The organism is Lysinibacillus sphaericus OT4b.31, assembly GCF_000392615.1.
GTDB lineage: Bacteria > Bacillota > Bacilli > Bacillales_A > Planococcaceae > Lysinibacillus > Lysinibacillus sphaericus_B.
In genome coordinates, this window is sequence record NZ_KB933398.1 from 1,163,576 (window position 1) to 1,182,752 (window position 19,177).

The window sequence follows — 19,177 nt, forward strand, 5'->3', positions numbered from 1 at the left end:
GTTTTTAAAACCGTTACACAATTGAAAAATTAAAATACTAACATTTGTGATAGTCTATGTATAGGCAAAAAAGTTCTTCGAGAGGGGTATAACAAAAGTATGAATAAGAAATGGTTATTACCGATTTTTGCATCTTTTATGATATTTTCAGCAACTCCAATAGACAACGCTGAGGCAGCGACTGCATCTGAAGTCACTGATACAGCGACTAAATATTTAGGTATTCCATATTCATATGGAGGTACAACTACAAGCGGACTAGATTGCTCAGGCTTTACTTCTAAAGTCTTTTCAGATTTAGGTATTAAACTTAACCGTACGTCAGGCTCACAATATCAGCAAGGCACTGCGGTAGCAAAAAGCGATCTTCAAGTAGGAGATTTACTTTTCTTTAACACGAGTGGTAGTGGTATCTCACATGTAGCTATATACATAGGTGACGGTAAAATGATTCACTCTCAAACAGGCAAAGGTGTTAGTTATTCAAGTGTAGACGATCCATATTATTGGTCTTCTCGATACATTGGCGCAAAACGCGTTGCAACATTTGATACGGAGCAACAAGCAGAAGTAACAAAAGTAGCGACAGCTGAAGTAAAGGACGCAGCAATTGATTTTACAGTGTATGCTTCACGTGCTGAAGTAGCTGTGCAACTTGCTCAAGCTTTAAACTTAGATACATCTGATAAAAACACAAAATTCACAGATGTAAAACCAACATATGCGCATGCTGGTGCGATTGCTGCTGTAGCGAAGTTAGGTATCTTTGAAGGAGATGACAATGGGAAGTTTAACCCATCTTCACCAATGACACGCGCACAAATTGCAAAAGTATTAGTACTAGCTTTTGGTCTTGAGCATCAAGGTGAAGTTGTAACATTTGCAGATGTTCCTGAAAACTACTGGGCGACTGAGTATATTTCAATTATTGCAACAAATGGAATCACTGCTGGTAAAGATAACGGCAACTTCGGTTATAATGAAATGTTAAAAATTTCTCAGCTTGAAACATTTATTGAACGCGCAAAACAATTAAAGAAATAATATATTTCCACTTCAAATTAAACAAGGGCTACGTTTATTTTGAAGTATTGCAAGGAAGTTCTTTTAAATAATGTATAAATGGATGAGAGTTTGCACTTGCAGGCTCTCTTCTTTTTATGAAATAGTTGTCCCATCTGATTGGGTCAACTTTTCATCGTTTGTAAGTGGTGAAAGTCACTACAACGATTAATTCCACTTTATAGAAAAGGGAGGGGATATGTAAAAAACAGTAGAAAAGTTACATTCGTATGATAGTTTTGGCTGTGTATTTTTGTTAAAATGAAACACGAGAACAGGAAGGGAGGAAATAAGACATTGTACCTCAAAAAAATCAGTCTTATATTATGCGTCTTATTCATTTCAGCTTCTATGTTTACTATACATAGTGCAAATGCAAGTGGCGGTTTTGATGATATTTCCCCAAAGCATGAAGCTTATGAAGAGATCAATTATTTAGTTAGTTTAGGTGTTATTAAAGGCTATACGGAAAACGGGAAAACGTTATATAAACCATATAATAATGTTACACGTGGACAAGTAGCAAAAATGGTTGTAGTTGCCTCAGGGAACAAACCATTAGTTGTGAGCAAGTCAAACTTTTCAGATGTAGCAGTAGGTACTGAGCTTTCCGGCTACGTAGAACGTGCGGTTCAATTAGGTTTCTTCGCAACAAATACAAAAGGTCAATTTTTACCGAACAAACCTTTAACACGCGATGAAATGAGTTATGTTCTAACAAAAGCATTTAAGCTTGATGCTAGTGCCTATGACAATATAGATTCTCCATTTGTGGACGTTGGTATTACGCATCCTTACGTTCAATATATTAATACGATTTACTATAATGGTATTACAAAAGGAAGCGGACAGAATTATAATCCGAATAGCCAAGTAACACGTGCGCAATTTGCCTTATTCGTAGCACGTGCAAAAAGTGAAAAATATCGTTTAGAGCTACCTGTTAAGGGTGATGCTGTCCCAGATACAAAACAGGTTATTGGCTTAGTTCAAGTAACGACAGATGGTTTAAATATTCGTAAATCAAAAGATTCTACTTCTAGTACCAATGTGGTAGGCACTGTCAATAAAGGCGGTAAACTATCAGTCTATGCTGTTGAAGGAGACTGGTTAAAAGTAACGTATAAAGGTGCTTACGCATATATTTATAAAACGTACGCACAGTTTTTAGATGCGGACGGTAATGCATTAGGTAATATCCAAAAACAAGTAACAACTACACAAGGTATTAATGTGTATGTGAAAGCGACTTCTTCCTCAAAAATTATTTCAACCGTTAATAGTAAAGTGAAGTTACCTGTCTATAAGACGGTTAATGGCTACTATTTAACTGTAGTAAATGGTTTGCCAGGATATATTGTAGCAAACAGTACAGAGGACGTTGAAGTGGAACAACCTAAGCCAGATCCAAATCCAGATCCAAATCCGCCAACTCCACCTGTATCAGGTGATTTACTAGGGCGTGCAACTGTTGGTAGTTTAAACGTACGTAAAGAAGCAAACTCTACTTCTACGGTACTAGGCAAACTAAACAAGGGTGAATACGTGCATGTGAACAGCTTAAGTGGCTACTGGGCACAAATTACTTATGAAGGTCAAACAGGTTATGTGCACAAATCCTACTTAAAGCTATTAAATCAAGGTAGTCCGTTGAAAAACCGTATTATCATCCTTGACCCTGGACATGGTGGTAAGGATCCAGGTGCTGTAGTGGGTTCAACTTCAGAAAAATCCATTACATTAAAAGTGACTACACTTGTAAAGCAAAAACTTGAAGCGGCAGGTGCACAAGTAAAGATGACACGTACAGGCGATACGTATCCATCATTACAAGATCGCGTTGATTTTACGAATGCAAACTTCGGTGAAATCTTTGTAAGTATCCATGTCAACTCAGCATCAAGCACTTCAGCACAAGGCACTGAAACATATTATGCTATTTCAACAGGAGATATGTATCAGGAAGATATTGATTTAGCGACTTTTGTAAACAATCAAATTGTGACAAACTTAAATATGAAAAATCGTGGTGTAAAAGAGCAACAATACTATGTTATTCGTAACACATTAATTCCAGCGATTTTAGTCGAGCTAGGCTTCCTAACAAATAGTGAAGATCGTGGCAAAATGACGGACGATCAATATGTTGAGTTATTTGCAGAATCAATCTATAAAGGTATTTCTCAATATTACGCAAAACAATAAATAACAAGAGCTACATGGTTCAATGTGAACTATGTAGCTTTTTTTGATTAGTACTATCAATGAAAAGGAATTCACAGAACTTTCCGGTTATGTAGAACGTGCTGCACAACTTGGCTTCTCAAAAGCTTGAGGCGGCAGGTGCAAAAGTATTGATGACAAGTACAAGTGATACGTATTCATCACGACAAGATCGCGTTGATCTTACGGATGCCAACTACGGTGAAATATTTTGACGTGTAACAATACCGCTAGGCTTAAATGTGTTATCTGCATAACCTGTTGTTATACCCAATGCATATAGGGCTTGGATATCTTTATAATAAGCATGGCTTAGTAGGAACGTCTGAAAAGGTATTGTTAGCAATGCCTTGTAGCTTAAAGCCATTGACAAGAGCACGTGCCATATCAGCGCGGGACAATGGCTGATGGGCGTTCATTTTTCCATTTTCTAAGGAGATAATCCCGTAGCGTAAACCCGTTGCTAATACTGCGTAACCGTAATCACTAGATTTCATGTCACTAGCATTCATTGAAGTTGAACTTGAAGCGGTAATGCCTAGGGCACGTAAGACCATTTCAGTGGCTTGCATGCGTGTTATTGTCCCTTGTGGATTGAATTTCCCATTACTGCCCTTAATAATGCCAAGGGCGTGTAAATTTTTAATATCATAGTAGCCACTATTTGAAGTTGCTACATCTTGGAACATTGGAACTGCAGCAATTGTTGCCTTCTTGGAACCTTTTGTGCGTGTGAGCGTTTTAATTTCTGCAATCGTTGCGAACTTTTCGTCAACATTTTTACGATCATCACGGCCTTCAATAAAAGATGTACGAATCGTATACGTACCAGCAGCTAAATTACCAGGCATAAATATTTGATATTTTTCAGAGTGGGTACTAATATCTTTTCGGTCAGCATTATCCGTTGTAGCATCGGCCGCTAGACCTGGGATATAACGTTCATGTCCCTGACCGACAACATGACCGTTTGTATCTATAATTTCCACTTTTAATGTCCCACGAGATGGCACATTTCCGTTGTTTTTCACGGTTACTGTGGAATAGAAAACAAATCGACCAGATGGAGCTACATAGCTTTGCACACCACCAGAATACAGTGAAAGTTTATAGTGGCGAGGTGTATTGCCTTTATGATCTTCAGTAGTCCAGTTTAAAGCGTGCTTCATAAATACTTTTGCGTCATTGTCACCACGCGTTGTCGTGTAGGCAACTCCATTTTCGTTGTCCTGCCAATCTGCTTTTGCATCAACACTAATATAATCAAAGATTTTAAAACCTATTTGAACGACGCGACCTTTACCATATTCAATGGCGTGAGCAGCACCAAATTCATTTTTCTTCATTGTTTGTGGCTTACTCGTGTAATCGTAATTTGAAAAATATAAAATAGGTGTTGCTGTGCTACCTTGCCAGGGCTTGATGATTTCAACCCACTCCTGGTCTGATTTTGTCAGATTAAGTTTGCTTTTGCCAAGCTCTTTTGTCGCGTTTTGAATGATAGGGTGTACTGTATTTGTATTGCTTACAGTAGAGTTCCCTAGCACAATATCGTCAATAAAGCGCGCATTGAATACTTCCGTTAGGTTATCCCACTCCATTACCCAGGAATCGACATCATAGATTAAAGGGGATAAATCCATTTGGCCAGCTTTTGGAAATTTTGTTGACTCGTTACGAGCTGTTTGGAAGGCGAATATCGCCCCACCACCATTCCGTACGTACATTTTGACATTTTCGCGTTGTTGATGGTTCATCATCACTGTATATGCAAAGACGATTGCGTCGTACTGACTTAAAGCCTCTAAGTTGTTTAAGTCCTTTTCATAAATTTTTTCTACATTGAAGCCCTGCTGTTGATAGAGGAAAAATGCCTTTAGCTCTTTGTTGTATGTTGAGCTATAGTCGACCTTAGGAGATACAGCTTGTCCTTCATATGTACCACCAGGGTGTGTCGTATTGGCATATTTCTCGCTGCTTTCCGAGAAAACGACACCGATTTTCTGTGTTGCTGTTAGTGCTTGTGAAGACGAGAAGATGGTTACAAGCAAGAAAGCGCCGGTTACAAATAGTGAAACAAATAATTTTTTCAAAAATCGACATCCTTGTTTAGTATTGTTTTTTAAAAATTTGTATGACTACTATACATATTACAACTAAATAATGGGGGATTCGTGTATATTTAGGTAAAAAAGAAATTATTGAGTTTTTTTATGTAAATTCAATTAAATCCTTTCTATAAGTCTATCTATTTTTATGATATAATAACCTTTGTTTTGTAGGGAAAACTAAAGAATATAATAGTGTTTAGTGACTATTGATTCATGATAGAGGAGGGCAATAACATCTAATTAGATATATTAGATGTATTACATGTATGAATAAACTGAAACAAGTTTTTACAAAGGTTAACAAGATTGATACGTTTTCACCGTATTTCTTTTTACCTTTTATATTAGTGCTTTATTTCTTCACAAGTCTGTTCGATTTTCATCGATTTGATTTATTTAATGTGCGCGTATCAATTTTACCAGCTGTGCTAGTAGCGCTTGTGTGTTACTATATCGGCGTGTATATTATTGATAAATTACAATGGACAATCCCGTCATTCGGATTATCATTCTTAGGTAAATATGTGATTCACTTTGTTGTGTTGTTAACATTAATCGGCTTAGCTTCCTATTTAATGATGATTTTTGGTGGAGGTTTAGGGATTTCGGATGAATCCAATCGCCGTAATCTTGATCCAAAACTAAACTTCTTTAGCCAATTGCTATGGTATGGGATTCTATTGTTATTATCGTACAAAATGATTTTAGAAAAGCATATGACATGGAAAAAAGCATTAGTATATGGCTCGATTTTTGCTGTTGTCATGTTTTTATTCTTATTAATGGGTTATCGTACACCATTAATCATTATGCTATTTACAGGTATTATTATTTTCCACTATGTTGTGAAACGTGTGAAATTAACTTGGTTCCTAACAGCGTTATTAGTTATAGGTGTAGCGTTTTCAATGTTTGGGTTCCTGCGCGTTATGACAGAGGATACAACAAAGGAATTCAATAATCGCGATCAACCAGATGTTGAGCTATCTGAAACAGATAAAGAAAAACTTTTGACAGTAGAGCAAAAGGTAAATTTAACACCTAAATGGATGCGTTCATTGAATGGTGAAAGTGTTACGGGACATATTGTTTTAAGTAAAATTATAGAGTATACACAAGAGGAAGGTTACCTAAATGGAGAGATTCATGGCGGAATCTTCAATACCATTTTACCTGGTGAGCAAATTTCACCGCGTATGAAGGTCACTGAGGTTGTTAACTCTTTAAGTGTAGAAGAAGGTAAATATATCACACGCCCAACGAGAACAACGACGCCTACATTTATTGGGCAACTGTTCCTAGATGGTGGCTATGCGCTTGTAGCGATTGGCTTCTTATTATACGGTGTATTAATTTCTCTAATCTATAATAAAGTGAAGCAAGGTGGTATTCGTAGCTTCCACTCGGTAGCCTATGCGTTTGTGATTACATTATTTACAGTATCAATGCACACAGGTTTACTTGATTTGATCTTTATATTAATGCTTGGTTTTGTCATAATTGCCTCTGCAATTATTAAAACGGATAAAAGAAAAGTTCAATATTAACACCGGAAAGGACTGTCCTAAATAGGATGGTCCTTTTTCGATAAATGAAGAAATTTGGTCGATAAATTAAAAAAAGTAATCGATAAAATTAAAAAGTTAGTCGATAAATCAGAAATTGATGGGGATAAAAGTGAAAATGTGTAAGCAAATAACTGCTTTGACCTTTCATCTAGTGGAGTGTAGCGACGAGGAGACTGAAGCCGTGCCCGCGAAAAGCGTCCGCCGAAGCGGAAATCAACGGGTTTATATAGATATTTCTATTTGAAAAAAAAGCCGTCTCAAATATAGAGACGGCTTCCTTTTATTTTACTGTATTAATAACTTGTATATACTCTTTGCTAATATAAGCTGTACCTGAATGAAGTTTATCAGAAAGTACTTCATACCAGCCATTTGTGCCGGCGTTCGTTACAATGACAGGCATGCCACTTCGTGCATACGTGAACAGTGGGCTATTGCTAGTCGATGCGTCTGTACGAACATTTAAGCCATTTGAAGTTGTTAGACCGATTGTATAAGGATTGTTGGCATCCTTAAAGCCTAAAGCTTTTTCTGCACGGTAGTAGTGTCCGGCGATTTTAGCGCCCCAATATGGATCTGAAGCGTATTTTACGTTAAAACCGAGTGCTTTTGAACCAACTACCGCACCATTAGCGTAGTTTCTGCCAGGTGAACCGCCTGGTGTAATGTAGTTTGGTTGTAGGAACTGCTCAACCAGTTCGTTTATATTAACAGCAACACTTTCAAACTCTTTGTTAAGAGGGGTAGTGTCATAAACATATAAACCAAAGAGGTTATTTAATTTTTGTGCATGCTCACTCATACCATAAGCACTTTCATGTTGGGCAAGTGCTAAAATAAGCATCGCATTTATTTTAGAATTCGCTTCAACTTCTTTTAATGTTTGGCCTAAGCCAATCAGTTTACTTTTCGTTGTTGCATCTTTGTAAAGGGTAATCCCCGTACTTTCCATTTCAGCTAGTTTATTCATAATATAGGCATCTAGTTCTTCAGCCGTATATTGCGTTGTTGCGCGTGCTGGTAAAAACTGATAATAGTTATAGGCTTCACCCTTAGAGGAACCATTGCCATTTGTAAAATTAATACCGTTCCAGCTAAAGTATTGTTCACCTTGCTTCATGAAGGCAGGTGCTTTGCCGTACACGTAGCTTGAAGAATATTTATTTGTATTGTAATCAAATAATGTGTGTTTGATTTCGCCATTTTCGTTTGAATAGTAAGAGCGTCCTTTACTTAATGAAAATGGGATTAGTGTAACATCAGCCTGTTTCAAATAGCCAACTTGACCAGCTAATCGTACTTTTACTTGCGTTGCGTCACTACTGATATATTCCATTTCTGTATTTCCTGCAACTGCAATTTGGTCTTTAATTGTTTCAGAATTCAGCGCTACATATTTATTTGTGACAACATAGCCTGAAGTCATTTTAACAATTTTATCTTTTTGAACGATTACCTGTGTATTTTTTGTTAGTGCTTTATCAGCTGCATCAAAGCTAGGGAAGCCTTGATTACCAACAAGAGTACCATTTGCAATCTCTTTAATAGCGTACGTAGATGTGTCGGGAGCTGCATCACCAGGAAGAAGCATTAAGCGTTGAATGAACGTCGCAGCTTGTCCGATTGTGGCATTTTTTTCTGGCATAAAGTAGCCATTAGAACCGTTAATAATTCCTAAATGAGCACCAACTGCCACGGCTGGTCGGTAGTCCTTAATAATGGATGCATTATCCTTAAAAGTAATAGACGAAGTACCTTTAGGGATTTTTAAATAATCTATTGCTCTTTCCAACATAATCGCCATATGCTGTCTTGAAATAGCGGCATCAGGTTTAAAAGTACCATCAGCGTATCCTGTGATAATTCCAGCTGTCGCAGCAAGCTGAATATCTGTCAAATACATATTTGTATCTGGGACATCCGTAAACACTTTTCCGTCGTTCGCTTCTAGCTTTAGTACTTTTGATAAATAAGAAGCAAATTCGCTACGTGTAACATTGTCGTTTGGTCGATAGCTTCCGTTTGCATCTTGCACGATAGCGCTTTTCGAAATTAAATAACGAAGACCATTTTCATGGGCATGCCCTGAAAGTTCATCAGCAGATGCCATTTGGGGTTGCCAAAAGAGCGAGGCTACTAATGTTAAAAGAAATGCAATAATTGATAGTTTTTTCATATTTTACCCTCCTAAACTTCAACACCATTTTAACAAAGATAGAGAGTAGAGATAAGGGGCAAATGTTAGAAATATCGTAAAATGCGACAAATTAAATAGTTTTCATGGCTATTATATAAAACTGGAAAATAGCTTAAATGTTCCATAGCTATTTTGGCATATTTTTGCTAATGTTATAGAAGTAAAACATACGAAGGGAAGGTGAGGGCTCTACATTATTGAGGAGCGCAAAAAATGAAAAGAATAGCAAAAAATTTACTGATTTTAGTTGTCATGATGTCAATGGTTGTTAGTCCATTAAATGCTTATGCATTTCAAACAATAAAGAAGGATTATAAGCTTTCAAAAGGTGTGCAGTATAACCAATATACATACAGCAATACCTATACAAATTCTATTAACCACCTATCGATTAATGTAGGAGATCAAGAGACGGAAGTACAATTAGGCATGCCCGCAGCAGTCAATGGAAAAGAATCGACTGTAGCGAATGCCAATCGTCATTCACGCGAGGGAAATCGTGTAGTTGGTGCTATTAATGCAAGTTTTTATAATATGTCAGAGGGCTACCCATTATTTTTATTAGCTAAAAATAATGTTATTTTAAATGGTGGTGCAGTGTCAAATGGCTCGGACCAATACATGAATGTGCCAACAGCTTTTGGGATGACTTCAGATGGTCGCGGCGCTATTGATTATTTTGATTTTGATGTGACACTTTCACATAAAGGAACAAATTACGAAATGTCTGGCTTAAATCGTGATCGTAATATTTATGAAGCGATTATTTACACACCACAGTTTTATAGTAAAACAACAAATACCAATGAATACGGTTTTGAAATTGTTGTAGATACAGGTTCACCGATTACTGAAAATACATTCGGTCAAACATTAACAGGTAAAGTAACACAAATTAAAGCTTACGGATCGAAAGAAAAATTAACTATTCCATCAACTGGCTTTGTCGTATCCTTACAAGGTGGCGAATGGCATAGTAAACTAAGCCAAGTAGCCGTTGGCGATGAAATGAGTGTCAACTTCTCAATCGATCAACTTTGGCAAAATGCGCAATTTATATTGGCGAGTGGTCCATACTTAGTAAAAGATGGTAAGCCGTATATTATGATGAGTACATCAAGCTCTCGTGCAAAAGAAGTTGCACCTCGTACTGTTGTAGCGACAAGCAATAATGGAGAAACTGTACATTTCATTACAGTTGATGGTCGTCAAAGCCATAGTAAAGGGATGAATATGGTTCAACTTGCAAATTATTTAGTTGCACTTGGTGTCGATAGAGCCATTAACTTAGACGGTGGTGGTTCAACAACAATGGGTATTCGAAATCACGGTAGCAATAATGTCGTTTTAGCGAACCTCCCATCTAATTCAGGTAATACACAACGTCTGGTGTCTGCAACATTACAAGCTGTCAGTACGGCACCAACAGGCAAAGCAACACATATAAAATTCTCAAACAGCACAAATAATGCAACGCTTTTAGTGGGGGCTTCGTCTAGCGTAGCTGTCCAATATGTACTAGATGATAATTATACGACGCTACCATTAGATGGCCACTTATCACTAGCGTCACAAAATGAAACTTTAAAGATTAATGGCTTAAAATACACGGCAACAAAAGCTGGCGAGGAAAGAATTTATATCGGCTATGACGGCTCAGCTGTGCAATCATTCCCAGTCAAAGTAGTAGATGCACCAACAACAATGACCATTGCACCAAGCTCTAAAACTGTGAGCGCTGGAGAAACTGTTAACTTTACAGTAGATGCAAAGGATGAGAGTGGCAAGGCTATAGTTTATGATCCATCTCAAGTGAAATGGTCAGTGGAAGGCAACATCGGTACAATTACTAAGGACGGAAAATTTACAGCACAAAATGCAGGTACTACCGGTAAAGTAATTGCTACGTTAGGAACGGAAAGTAAATCTGCTACAGTATCTGTAGCAAAGGCAGCATTGTTTAAGGACATTCCAAATAATTATGTGTATTATAAAGAAATTGAGTATTTAACGGCTAATAATATCATTACTGGACAAGCGGATGGTACATTTAGACCAAATGACAAGTTAACACGTGCTCATGCAGCGGTCATCATTAGTCGTGCCTTAGGCTTAAATACAACTAATGTGAAAAATCCAAGCTTTAAAGATATTCCAGCTAACCATATGTACTATAAACAAATTGCAGCTGTTGTGGAAGCCGGCATTATGAGTGGTCGAGAAAATAATACCTTCGACCCGAATGCGACATTGACGCGTGCACAAATGGCGAAAATTGTAGCGTTGGCTTATGACTTAAAAGGGACAAGTAGCATTGCATTTAAAGATGTACCAAAAAATCATTGGGCCTACTCTTATATCCAGCAACTAGCAGCGAACAAAATTACAACAGGCTATGATGGGAATATTTATAAGCCAAATGATGCAATTAGTCGAGCACACTTTGGCCTATTCCTTTATAGAGCAATACATCAATAATTGATAGTTTCACAGGGATTAGTTAGTAAGATAATCCTTTATAAAATTGATAATTTTTAGCACTTTTTTTCGCCGCTATGCTATTGTGGTTTCGGGTAGAAAGTGGGAGTTTCGATGACTTTCGGGACTCCCCCTTTTTTTACTATTTTTAAAAAGAAAGAAAATGTACAATTGTGGTATAATCTCAGTATTAAAAAGTAAAAGGATGTTTTTTAATGAAAATAGGCATTGTGGGGAATTACGGCAATGATAATAATGGTGATGAATCAATATTATACGGCATTCTTCAACAAGTAAAACAAACATTTTCGGTAACCAGTGATGACATTACCGTTTTTAGTAATAACACACAACAAACATCCGCGCGTTATGGGGTACATAGCTATCCATTGTATTACAGAAAGAGCAATTTAGTTAAAACGTTTATCCATACTTATAAAAACAATAAACAATATGTTTCAACATTTGACCTCCTCATTATTGGTGGTGGTGGTATTTTAATGGATTTTTATAAACGTGAGGCTCACCTGTATGGAGCGTATGCAATGATGGCCAAACAAAGTAATATTCCCTACATTATTTACGGATGTGGCGCTGGACCACTTGATACTATTTCTGGAAAAATTAGTATTCGCGCGATGTGTCGATATGCAGCTAGTATCTCTGTACGTGATCCTCAGTCAAAAGAGCTTTTACAAAGTATTGGCGTAAAAAAGCCAATAGAAATTATTGGTGATCCAGCATTTACATTAAAAGGGGTTCGCGATAATTACGCCGAAAAACCATTGAAAATAGGCGTGTCTGCAGTGCCATTTTATAATGCGAACTACTGGCCAGAGGGAAATCTTAAAAAATACAATGCGTACGTGACAAGCATGGCGAAAAATTTAGATTATGTCATCTCTGAGCACAATGTTCGTATTACATTTTTTGCTACGAAATTTCCACAGGATGTCACTGTGACGAAAGATATACAGAAAAAAATGCTACAACATGCGCATACAGAAATTATTGAAGAAAATTTGGTACCGGAGCGACTACTCGAAGTTTCTGGAGAGCAGGATATTGTCATTGGGACACGTCTACACTCGCTTATTTTGGCAACGAATGCGGAAACACCGATTATTGCAATATCTTATCATACAAAAGTACAGGATTTTATGTCTTTTGTAGGCGCTTCAGATCGTTGTGTTCAGATGCAGGATATAGCGGATGATGAGAAAGCTCTAGCCACATTAGTAGGCAAACTAAGTAGCAATTGGGAGCAATCAATTGCTGAGACGAAACAAATTGCTACACATATTCATAAAGAGGCCATGAATGGTCAGGAATTAATGAAAAAGGCAGTGACACGTCTATGAAAAAAATACTCGTCATTAGTAATATGTATCCAACATCTAATCATTTATCATTCGGTATTTTTGTGAAAAACCAAGTCACAGCACTTGAAAAAGCTGGACTAGACGTTGATATAGCAGTTAATTCAAACCCTGCAACAGGCAAGAAAAACACCATTACGAAATATGCTAAATGGGGCATTTCTACGCTGTGGAAGGGCTTGAAAAATCGAAAGTCAATCGATGTCACTCATGCACACTATGTTTTTCCGTCTGGTATGCTGTCGCTACTATTAAAGAAAATGTTTGGAATACCGTACATTGTTACAGCTCATGGCGGTGACATTGAGCGCATGGCGAAGAAAAATACTAGAATCCGCAATTGGACAGCCAGCATCTTACGTGAAAGCAATCATGTTATCGCGGTAGGTCCTGTATTAGCACAACAAATTGAACAAGACTTTAACATTGCACCCGACAAAATTTCTGTTGTTAGCATGGGTGTCAATCGTGAAGTATTCATAAAGGGTAACCAAGCAATAGTACGACAGGAACTACAATTAGCGGTGGAACCATTTATATTCCTATTTGTCGGGAATGTCATTAAGCAAAAAGGTGTAGAAGAGCTTTTACAGGCGTTCCAAATGTTAAAAACAAAAGTGAGCCGTCCAATCGAGCTCATTATTGTAGGTTCTAGAAGAGATCAAGGCTTTTTCCATTCTTTGCAACCATTAGTCAGTGAAGACGTCAAATTTATAGATCCACTAAAACAACAAGAACTAGTGAAGTGGTTCCAAGCAAGTGATGTCTTTATATTACCATCTCATTTAGAAGGTTTTGGATTAGTGGCTTTAGAGGCATTAGCAACAGATACACCTGTGATTGCTTCTAGGGTAGGTGGACTAGTATCGCTGCTTGGAGAAGGCGCAGGGCATTTAATAGAGCCTGAAAACGCTATGGACTTGTCCGAGGAGATGCTGCGTGCCGTGAACACGCCAAAAGAACAATATATGAATCGTGATGCGGTTGATAATGTATTAGCCATTCACGATGAAAAAAATATAACAGCTCGCTGTATAGCGATTTATAAGTCAGCCATTGAAGGTAGGGATGACTTATGAATAATTTTTTGAAAATAATTGGAGCCGTTGCGATTATTAATGTTGTGGCTCGTGTGTTTGGATTTTTACGTGAAATGATTATCGGGTTTCAATACGGTAGTACCCATATTACTGATAGTATCTTCACAGCTTACACCATTCCTAACTTTTTATATCTAGTGGTAGGTGGTGCTTTTACCACAGCTGTCATTTCTATTTATAATCGGGAAACAACAGACAGAGCATTATTTGTTAAACAGTCATTTACTATTGTCTTGGTAACTGTTTCAATTATGACCATTATCATGTTAGCTCTTACTAATCCGATTATGGAAATATTTAATCAAGATAAAATCGAGAAGGGGTTTAGTCAGAGTGATTTAGATTTAGCAAAAAATCTGTATTATTGGATGATGCCATCATCTATATTACTTGTATTATCCTCCTGGTATAGTGGATTACTGAATGTGAACGAGAAATTTCATTTATCCAGTTTTGCCATTTTAATTTACAACGCAATTTTCTTAGTGATTGCCGTTGGATTATCTAGTTCTGATTATATTGGACCAATTGGATACGGTATTAGTGCGTTGGTAAGTGCGGCAATAATGGTGTACTTTTTAATTATCGGCTATCGCAAATTAGGGTCGTATAAGGTTGGTTTTTCCTTTGAACGAAATGTTTCCTCGAGGCAATTATGGGTTATGGTTTTACCGATCATGCTTGGCGGAGCCACTATTCAACTTTACGCTTTGCTACAGCGTGTTTTTGCTGGAATGTTGTCTGAAGGGGCCGTTGCTTCTGTTAACTTCGCCTCGAAGCTTATGCAGTTCCCGCAAGCTATTTTAATTACAGCTGTAACAACGGTAATTTATCCGATTTTGAGCCTAAAAGAAGCGAATAATGACCATGCTTCTATTAAGAGCCTTTACTCTAAAGGGCTACATTATCTATTATTGTTACTTATACCAGTAACAATTTATTCTTATTTCTATTCAGAGAACCTTATACAAGTAATTTTCCAATATGGTAATTTTGGTGCAAAATCGACTGCCATTACAGCACCAGTGCTTGCTATTTTCGTATTATCCATGTATTTCTTAGCCGCAAATACGTATATTACGCGTTTTTACTATGCAAAGGGTGACTCAATGGCACCCGTTATCTTCAGCTTAATCAATGTATTTGGTGTGAATATTGCCGTTATTATGCTGCTTGTGGATAATCACGGTGCTGAGGCAATTGCTTGGGGTACATTAGTGAGTGCAGTGACAAACTTTATTATGCTAATTGCCTATGCTGGACCTAAATATGATTTGAAAATGGGTATTTTTAGCAAAGAGCTACAATTTTTTAGAGCGATGCCACCAATGATTATTATCACAATTGTAATGTATTTTTCAAGTCATTATTTAGTGTTTGACTATAAGTGGGTAACTTTCATTGTAGGACTTGTTATTTTTAGTGGAGTACTTGTAGGCTCCTACTTGTTATTCGGCGTAAAGGAAGTAAAGGAATTTAGCGATAAGTTAAAAAGAAAATTTTTAAAACAGCAGTAAGTAAAGTGGGTATCATAGAAAAAATTCTATGATACCCATTTTTTTATCAATATTACGTCAAAACCATTAGTGTTCATTGGAAAAGTTTTTTAATGCTATACGTTGTGTGAATCCTTATAAAAAAATTGTCATATGAATAATAATTTATAGTAAAAAAATAGGGGTTGTATTATAATAAATTTTATGAAACTAGTGTTGAATAATGGCTGTTTTAAACGCAAATGGCGAATTCAATATGATTTGGTGCATGCCCTATCGAGAGCGAAGCGACAGAGATAATGAATCGGGTGCATCATGAATATTTCTACTAAAGACTGAAATAAGGTGGGAAATATGGCAAGGGGTAGAAAGATTAATTCTAATGGTGAACGAAGTAAACAACTATTGCTTGATAAAGCTGTGGAGCTATTTTCTGAAAAAGGCTATCATGATACAAAAATTAGCGATATTGTAAAAGCAGCTAATTTAACACAGCCTACATTTTATTTGTATTTTAAAAGCAAACAATCACTTTATAATGATCTGAATAAGAGATTTCAGCGAGGCTTTCATGAGATTATGAGTGAACATTCAGAGGCAGGTGAACGGGGAATAGAAAGCTTTATTAAAATGCTTGAGCAAAAATTATGTTTGTTATTCGTGTACATTATTGAAAATCCAAGGTTAACAAAAATTGGCCTTTTTGAATCTGAACAATCCTGTGTCATTAAATCGCAACTTACACAGCAATTTATTCATCTTATAGTCCGTCATGATTGCGAACGTCTTTTTCAATTAATTGAAGTAGATTTAAAAACATTGGCAGATAGCTTAGTAGGCTCATTTGAACGTCTAATCTTAACAAATTTGCTAGAACAAAAAAGCAAGCCCTGTGAGCTAGCAAAAGATTTAGTACAGTTATATTTTATAAGAAAAGATAAGTACGATATAATACAAGGTCAATTTCAACTTGATAATTGACAATCCTTTACTATCTGAATTAATTTCATAAATAGTTTTGTTATAAAGAAACACGAAAGCGTAAGGTGGCGACTCAGCTGGACAGTCGAGACCTTGGACTGAGCTCAGTGAAAGAAACGACTCGGTGCTTGCCCGCGTAAAGCGTTTGCCTATAACGGTATATAACTATGTGATACGAATAATTACTTTATTTTTGATAATAATATTCGGTATTGATATGAAAGTGAATTATGAAATTGATTTAAAAAAATCCCTTCTCCTTTAAAGTTAAAGGAGAAAGGGATTTTTTAGCTTTCCACAGCTATGTGAAGATAAATTCCATTTTGAAGCTTGTTACCTGATGGTTTTTGAACAGTTGGGTGCACAACAAGCATATACTCTTGCCCTTTAATTAAAGGTTTAGTTGGTGTAACAACTAAGGAATTTTCTTTATCAGCTTTTGTGGTAATGGGAATTTCATTTCCGCCTAAAGTGACAAGTTGTACACTGCCTTCAGGAATGGGGGTTGAGAAGGCTTGTGAGAATTTAACTGTAAATGTTTTAGTCGTCGGGACATTTTTTAAACTAGTTAACTCTTTGTAGTCTGTATATTGTGCTTTAATGGCATCATAATGCGCCTGGAAAATAGGTGAAGTGTTTGTTTGAATGTCGGGTTTAACGCCAATCTCATTTATTACATTGCCAGCTGGGCCTGTAAATTTGCCGACAGTGAGTTTCAAATAGCTACCATCTTGCAATTCATAAAAACCTTGCATGGCGCCTTTGCCATACGTTGTTTCACCATATAAAATAGCTGATTGTTGATCTTGTAAAGAAGCGGCAAGCATTTCAGATGCACTTGCGCTATAACGATTAACAAGAATCCGTGTATCTGCTGGGAATTTCATGTTTTGATGAGAGGCACGTACTTCATAAGATGCGTGAGCTTCCTGTAATAAATAGGAAATTCTTGCTTTTGGAAATAAACCCGTAAGTTGTTCAGCAGTCGTAACATACCCGCCGCCATTGTTTTGTAAATCTAATATAAAGGAAGTAGCGCCACGTTGTTTTAATTGGATGAGGGCATCCTTCACTAATGTCGCACCGTCTTCTGAAAATGATGCCATAACGATATAGCCGACATCGCCAAATAGTAACGCAGATTCTACATTGGGTAATGTAAACTTTTTACGTGTGATAGTTTTTGTTGAAGTATTGCCGTCCTCATGTAAGAGTGTCATGTTTACTTGTGAGCCTTCGTTACCGATAAGCAGTGAAGAGACTTCCTGTGTTGAACGTCCAATAATAGATTGATTGTTGATAGAAATTATAATATCACCAGCTACAACACCAGCAGCAGAAGCGCCGCCATCTTCAATTACCTGCAAAATATGAATACCATCTTCATGTTCTTCGATGACAACACCAATACCAATCGTGGATAGGTTGATGCTATTCATGAAATCTTCAAATTCCTGCTTTGTAAAATATGTTGAATATGGATCTAGCATATCGATGATTTCAGGGATTGTTTTCGCGTTTTGTATATTCCCATTCATCGTACCTACATAGTTTTCTGCAATAATTTCCTTTATTTCTGCTACAAGCTGTTCATTGTTTGCCGCAGAAGCATTAGCTAATGGAAAGATAAAAAAGCTAAAAATGAACACCAAAGACCACAATGCTTTTTTCATAAGACACCTCATTTCTAATTCCCTTTATTATACATGAATTTCCATATATCTGCGACTAAGAAAAAGACACGTCTGTAATTGATAGACGTGTCTCAAATTGACGACATAAGGTATTCAGAATGATCACATGCCGAATACCTTGTGAAATTTTATCAGAAATATTCGTTATAAATAGCCCCTATTAACAAAAGGCTTTTCTTTCAAATACAAGTTCAATCGATTTCTTTTCGACGTGCCTAGATTTGTTTCATGTCACTTTGATGACGTAAATGATCGACTTCTTCCACATGATGCGCCCAAATAGGACGTCCAATGGTTTTCCGATGTCAGCATTTCTAAGTAATCTCGTTCATTATTACTATTGTTCGTTCGTCATCCTAGCCATCACCTCAATCATTTATAGACGACGACTAGTTGCTTGGAGCGCAGGCGGCGACTTCTGCGGGAAAAGCATGAGCAAAAGGCCCCGCAGGAGCGTAGTGACGAGGAGACTGAAGCCGTCATAGCTGTCAACTTAACAAAAATGTGTACTCTTTCGAAAAAGATGGTATGGATAAATACAAATCTTTTTTGGAAGGAGTCATTTTTATGAAGACACCGAAAAATATACAGTTACTCCAAAAGTTATTTGAATGCATTCGCCCTGAGCGCGTCGATGAAATCGCAAAGGAAACGGGTTTTATCAAAAGAAAACGTCTCGTAACAGCGAGTGATTTTCTTTCATTACTTTTTCATGTTCACGGGAATTTAGTCAATTGTACAATCCAAGACCTCTGTACAAAATTACTAATGGAACAAGATATTTTGATTAGTCGTGCCGCTGTGGATAAAAAATTCACGCCTGAAGCGACTGCTTTTTTACAACGAATTATTCAAGAATTTTTACTCGAACAACAACAGTTACAGCTC

13 protein-coding genes and 1 pseudogene are annotated in these 19,177 nt (G+C 36.9%); 10 read left to right on the forward strand and 4 right to left on the reverse strand.

The features are described 5' to 3' along the window. Positions 1 to 99: 99 nt before the first annotated feature. The 3 genes from H131_RS05270 (at position 100) to H131_RS25825 (ending at position 3,500) form a co-directional block, all read left to right on the forward strand. The gene (locus H131_RS05270) at positions 100 to 1,044 is read left to right on the forward strand and encodes a C40 family peptidase (RefSeq protein ID WP_010858038.1); all 945 of its coding nucleotides are present in this window, start codon (positions 100 to 102) and stop codon (positions 1,042 to 1,044) included. Between the two features lie 315 nt (positions 1,045 to 1,359). Further along, the gene (locus H131_RS05275) at positions 1,360 to 3,267 is read left to right on the forward strand and encodes an N-acetylmuramoyl-L-alanine amidase (protein ID WP_010858039.1); all 1,908 of its coding nucleotides are present in this window, start codon (positions 1,360 to 1,362) and stop codon (positions 3,265 to 3,267) included. 110 nt (positions 3,268 to 3,377) lie between these two features. Beyond that, positions 3,378 to 3,500: an N-acetylmuramoyl-L-alanine amidase CwlD gene (locus tag H131_RS25825; RefSeq protein ID WP_010858040.1), complete on the forward strand. Its 123-nt coding sequence runs from the start codon at positions 3,378 to 3,380 to the stop codon at positions 3,498 to 3,500. On the opposite strand, the gene H131_RS26050 is transcribed toward H131_RS25825, so the two are convergent. Next, positions 3,482 to 3,652, reverse strand: coding sequence for an S-layer homology domain-containing protein (locus H131_RS26050; protein WP_080647627.1), 171 nt, complete (start codon positions 3,650 to 3,652; stop codon positions 3,482 to 3,484). The two genes, H131_RS25825 and H131_RS26050, sit on opposite strands and share 19 nt — an antisense overlap. Next, complete coding sequence (locus H131_RS05280) at positions 3,582 to 5,378, reverse strand: S-layer homology domain-containing protein (protein ID WP_010858041.1); 1,797 nt, start codon at positions 5,376 to 5,378, stop codon at positions 3,582 to 3,584. The genes H131_RS26050 and H131_RS05280 overlap by 71 nt, the downstream gene beginning before the upstream one ends. A 284-nt stretch (positions 5,379 to 5,662) precedes the next feature. Here H131_RS05280 and H131_RS05285 point away from each other — a divergent pair, with 284 nt between their 5' ends. Next, entirely contained in the window at positions 5,663 to 6,943 is a 1,281-nt protein-coding gene (locus H131_RS05285) for an oligosaccharide repeat unit polymerase (RefSeq protein WP_010858042.1), read from the forward strand. A 301-nt stretch (positions 6,944 to 7,244) separates the two neighbouring features. Here the strand turns inward: H131_RS05285 and H131_RS05290 are convergent, their stop codons facing one another. After that, positions 7,245 to 9,140, reverse strand: coding sequence for an S-layer homology domain-containing protein (locus H131_RS05290; protein ID WP_010858043.1), 1,896 nt, complete (start codon positions 9,138 to 9,140; stop codon positions 7,245 to 7,247). A 234-nt stretch (positions 9,141 to 9,374) separates the two neighbouring features. Between H131_RS05290 and H131_RS05295 the strand changes: the two genes are divergently transcribed. From H131_RS05295 to H131_RS05315, 5 genes are all read left to right on the forward strand, one after another. Further along, on the forward strand, positions 9,375 to 11,639 hold the full coding sequence (locus H131_RS05295) for an S-layer homology domain-containing protein (RefSeq protein WP_010858044.1): 2,265 nt from the start codon (positions 9,375 to 9,377) through the stop codon (positions 11,637 to 11,639). A gap of 215 nt (positions 11,640 to 11,854) precedes the next feature. Then, positions 11,855 to 13,000: a polysaccharide pyruvyl transferase family protein gene (locus H131_RS05300; protein WP_010858045.1), complete on the forward strand. Its 1,146-nt coding sequence runs from the start codon at positions 11,855 to 11,857 to the stop codon at positions 12,998 to 13,000. Beyond that, the gene (locus tag H131_RS05305; RefSeq protein WP_010858046.1) at positions 12,997 to 14,097 is read left to right on the forward strand and encodes a glycosyltransferase; all 1,101 of its coding nucleotides are present in this window, start codon (positions 12,997 to 12,999) and stop codon (positions 14,095 to 14,097) included. Before H131_RS05300 ends, H131_RS05305 begins: the two co-directional genes overlap by 4 nt. Next, on the forward strand, positions 14,094 to 15,635 hold the full coding sequence (gene murJ / locus H131_RS05310) for a murein biosynthesis integral membrane protein MurJ (RefSeq protein ID WP_010858047.1): 1,542 nt from the start codon (positions 14,094 to 14,096) through the stop codon (positions 15,633 to 15,635). The genes H131_RS05305 and murJ overlap by 4 nt, the downstream gene beginning before the upstream one ends. A 333-nt stretch (positions 15,636 to 15,968) precedes the next feature. Then, positions 15,969 to 16,595 carry a TetR/AcrR family transcriptional regulator gene (locus H131_RS05315; protein WP_010858048.1) on the forward strand — a complete coding sequence of 209 codons (627 nt, stop codon included), beginning with the start codon at positions 15,969 to 15,971 and terminating at the stop codon, positions 16,593 to 16,595. A 287-nt stretch (positions 16,596 to 16,882) separates the two neighbouring features. On the opposite strand, the gene H131_RS05320 is transcribed toward H131_RS05315, so the two are convergent. After that, the gene (locus tag H131_RS05320; protein WP_010858049.1) at positions 16,883 to 18,268 is read right to left on the reverse strand and encodes a S41 family peptidase; all 1,386 of its coding nucleotides are present in this window, start codon (positions 18,266 to 18,268) and stop codon (positions 16,883 to 16,885) included. Positions 18,269 to 18,856: 588 nt separating this feature from the next. Between H131_RS05320 and H131_RS24915 the strand changes: the two are divergent. Beyond that, positions 18,857 to 19,177 (forward strand): annotated as a pseudogene (locus H131_RS24915) (hypothetical protein); the annotation flags it as partial.

What these genes read in the sequence shown, in the direction of transcription:
- H131_RS05285 (WP_010858042.1), top strand. Translation starts at nt 5,663, where the DNA reads ATGAATAAACTGAAACAAGTTTTTACAAAGGTTAACAAGATTGATACG.
- H131_RS26050 (WP_080647627.1), bottom strand. Translation starts at nt 3,652, where the DNA reads ATGGCTTTAAGCTACAAGGCATTGCTAACAATACCTTTTCAGACGTTC.
- H131_RS05295 (WP_010858044.1), top strand. Translation starts at nt 9,375, where the DNA reads ATGAAAAGAATAGCAAAAAATTTACTGATTTTAGTTGTCATGATGTCA.
- H131_RS05315 (WP_010858048.1), top strand. Translation starts at nt 15,969, where the DNA reads ATGGCAAGGGGTAGAAAGATTAATTCTAATGGTGAACGAAGTAAACAA.
- H131_RS05270 (WP_010858038.1), top strand. Translation starts at nt 100, where the DNA reads ATGAATAAGAAATGGTTATTACCGATTTTTGCATCTTTTATGATATTT.
- murJ (WP_010858047.1), top strand. Translation starts at nt 14,094, where the DNA reads ATGAATAATTTTTTGAAAATAATTGGAGCCGTTGCGATTATTAATGTT.
- H131_RS05300 (WP_010858045.1), top strand. Translation starts at nt 11,855, where the DNA reads ATGAAAATAGGCATTGTGGGGAATTACGGCAATGATAATAATGGTGAT.
- H131_RS05320 (WP_010858049.1), bottom strand. Translation starts at nt 18,268, where the DNA reads ATGAAAAAAGCATTGTGGTCTTTGGTGTTCATTTTTAGCTTTTTTATC.
- H131_RS05290 (WP_010858043.1), bottom strand. Translation starts at nt 9,140, where the DNA reads ATGAAAAAACTATCAATTATTGCATTTCTTTTAACATTAGTAGCCTCG.
- H131_RS05305 (WP_010858046.1), top strand. Translation starts at nt 12,997, where the DNA reads ATGAAAAAAATACTCGTCATTAGTAATATGTATCCAACATCTAATCAT.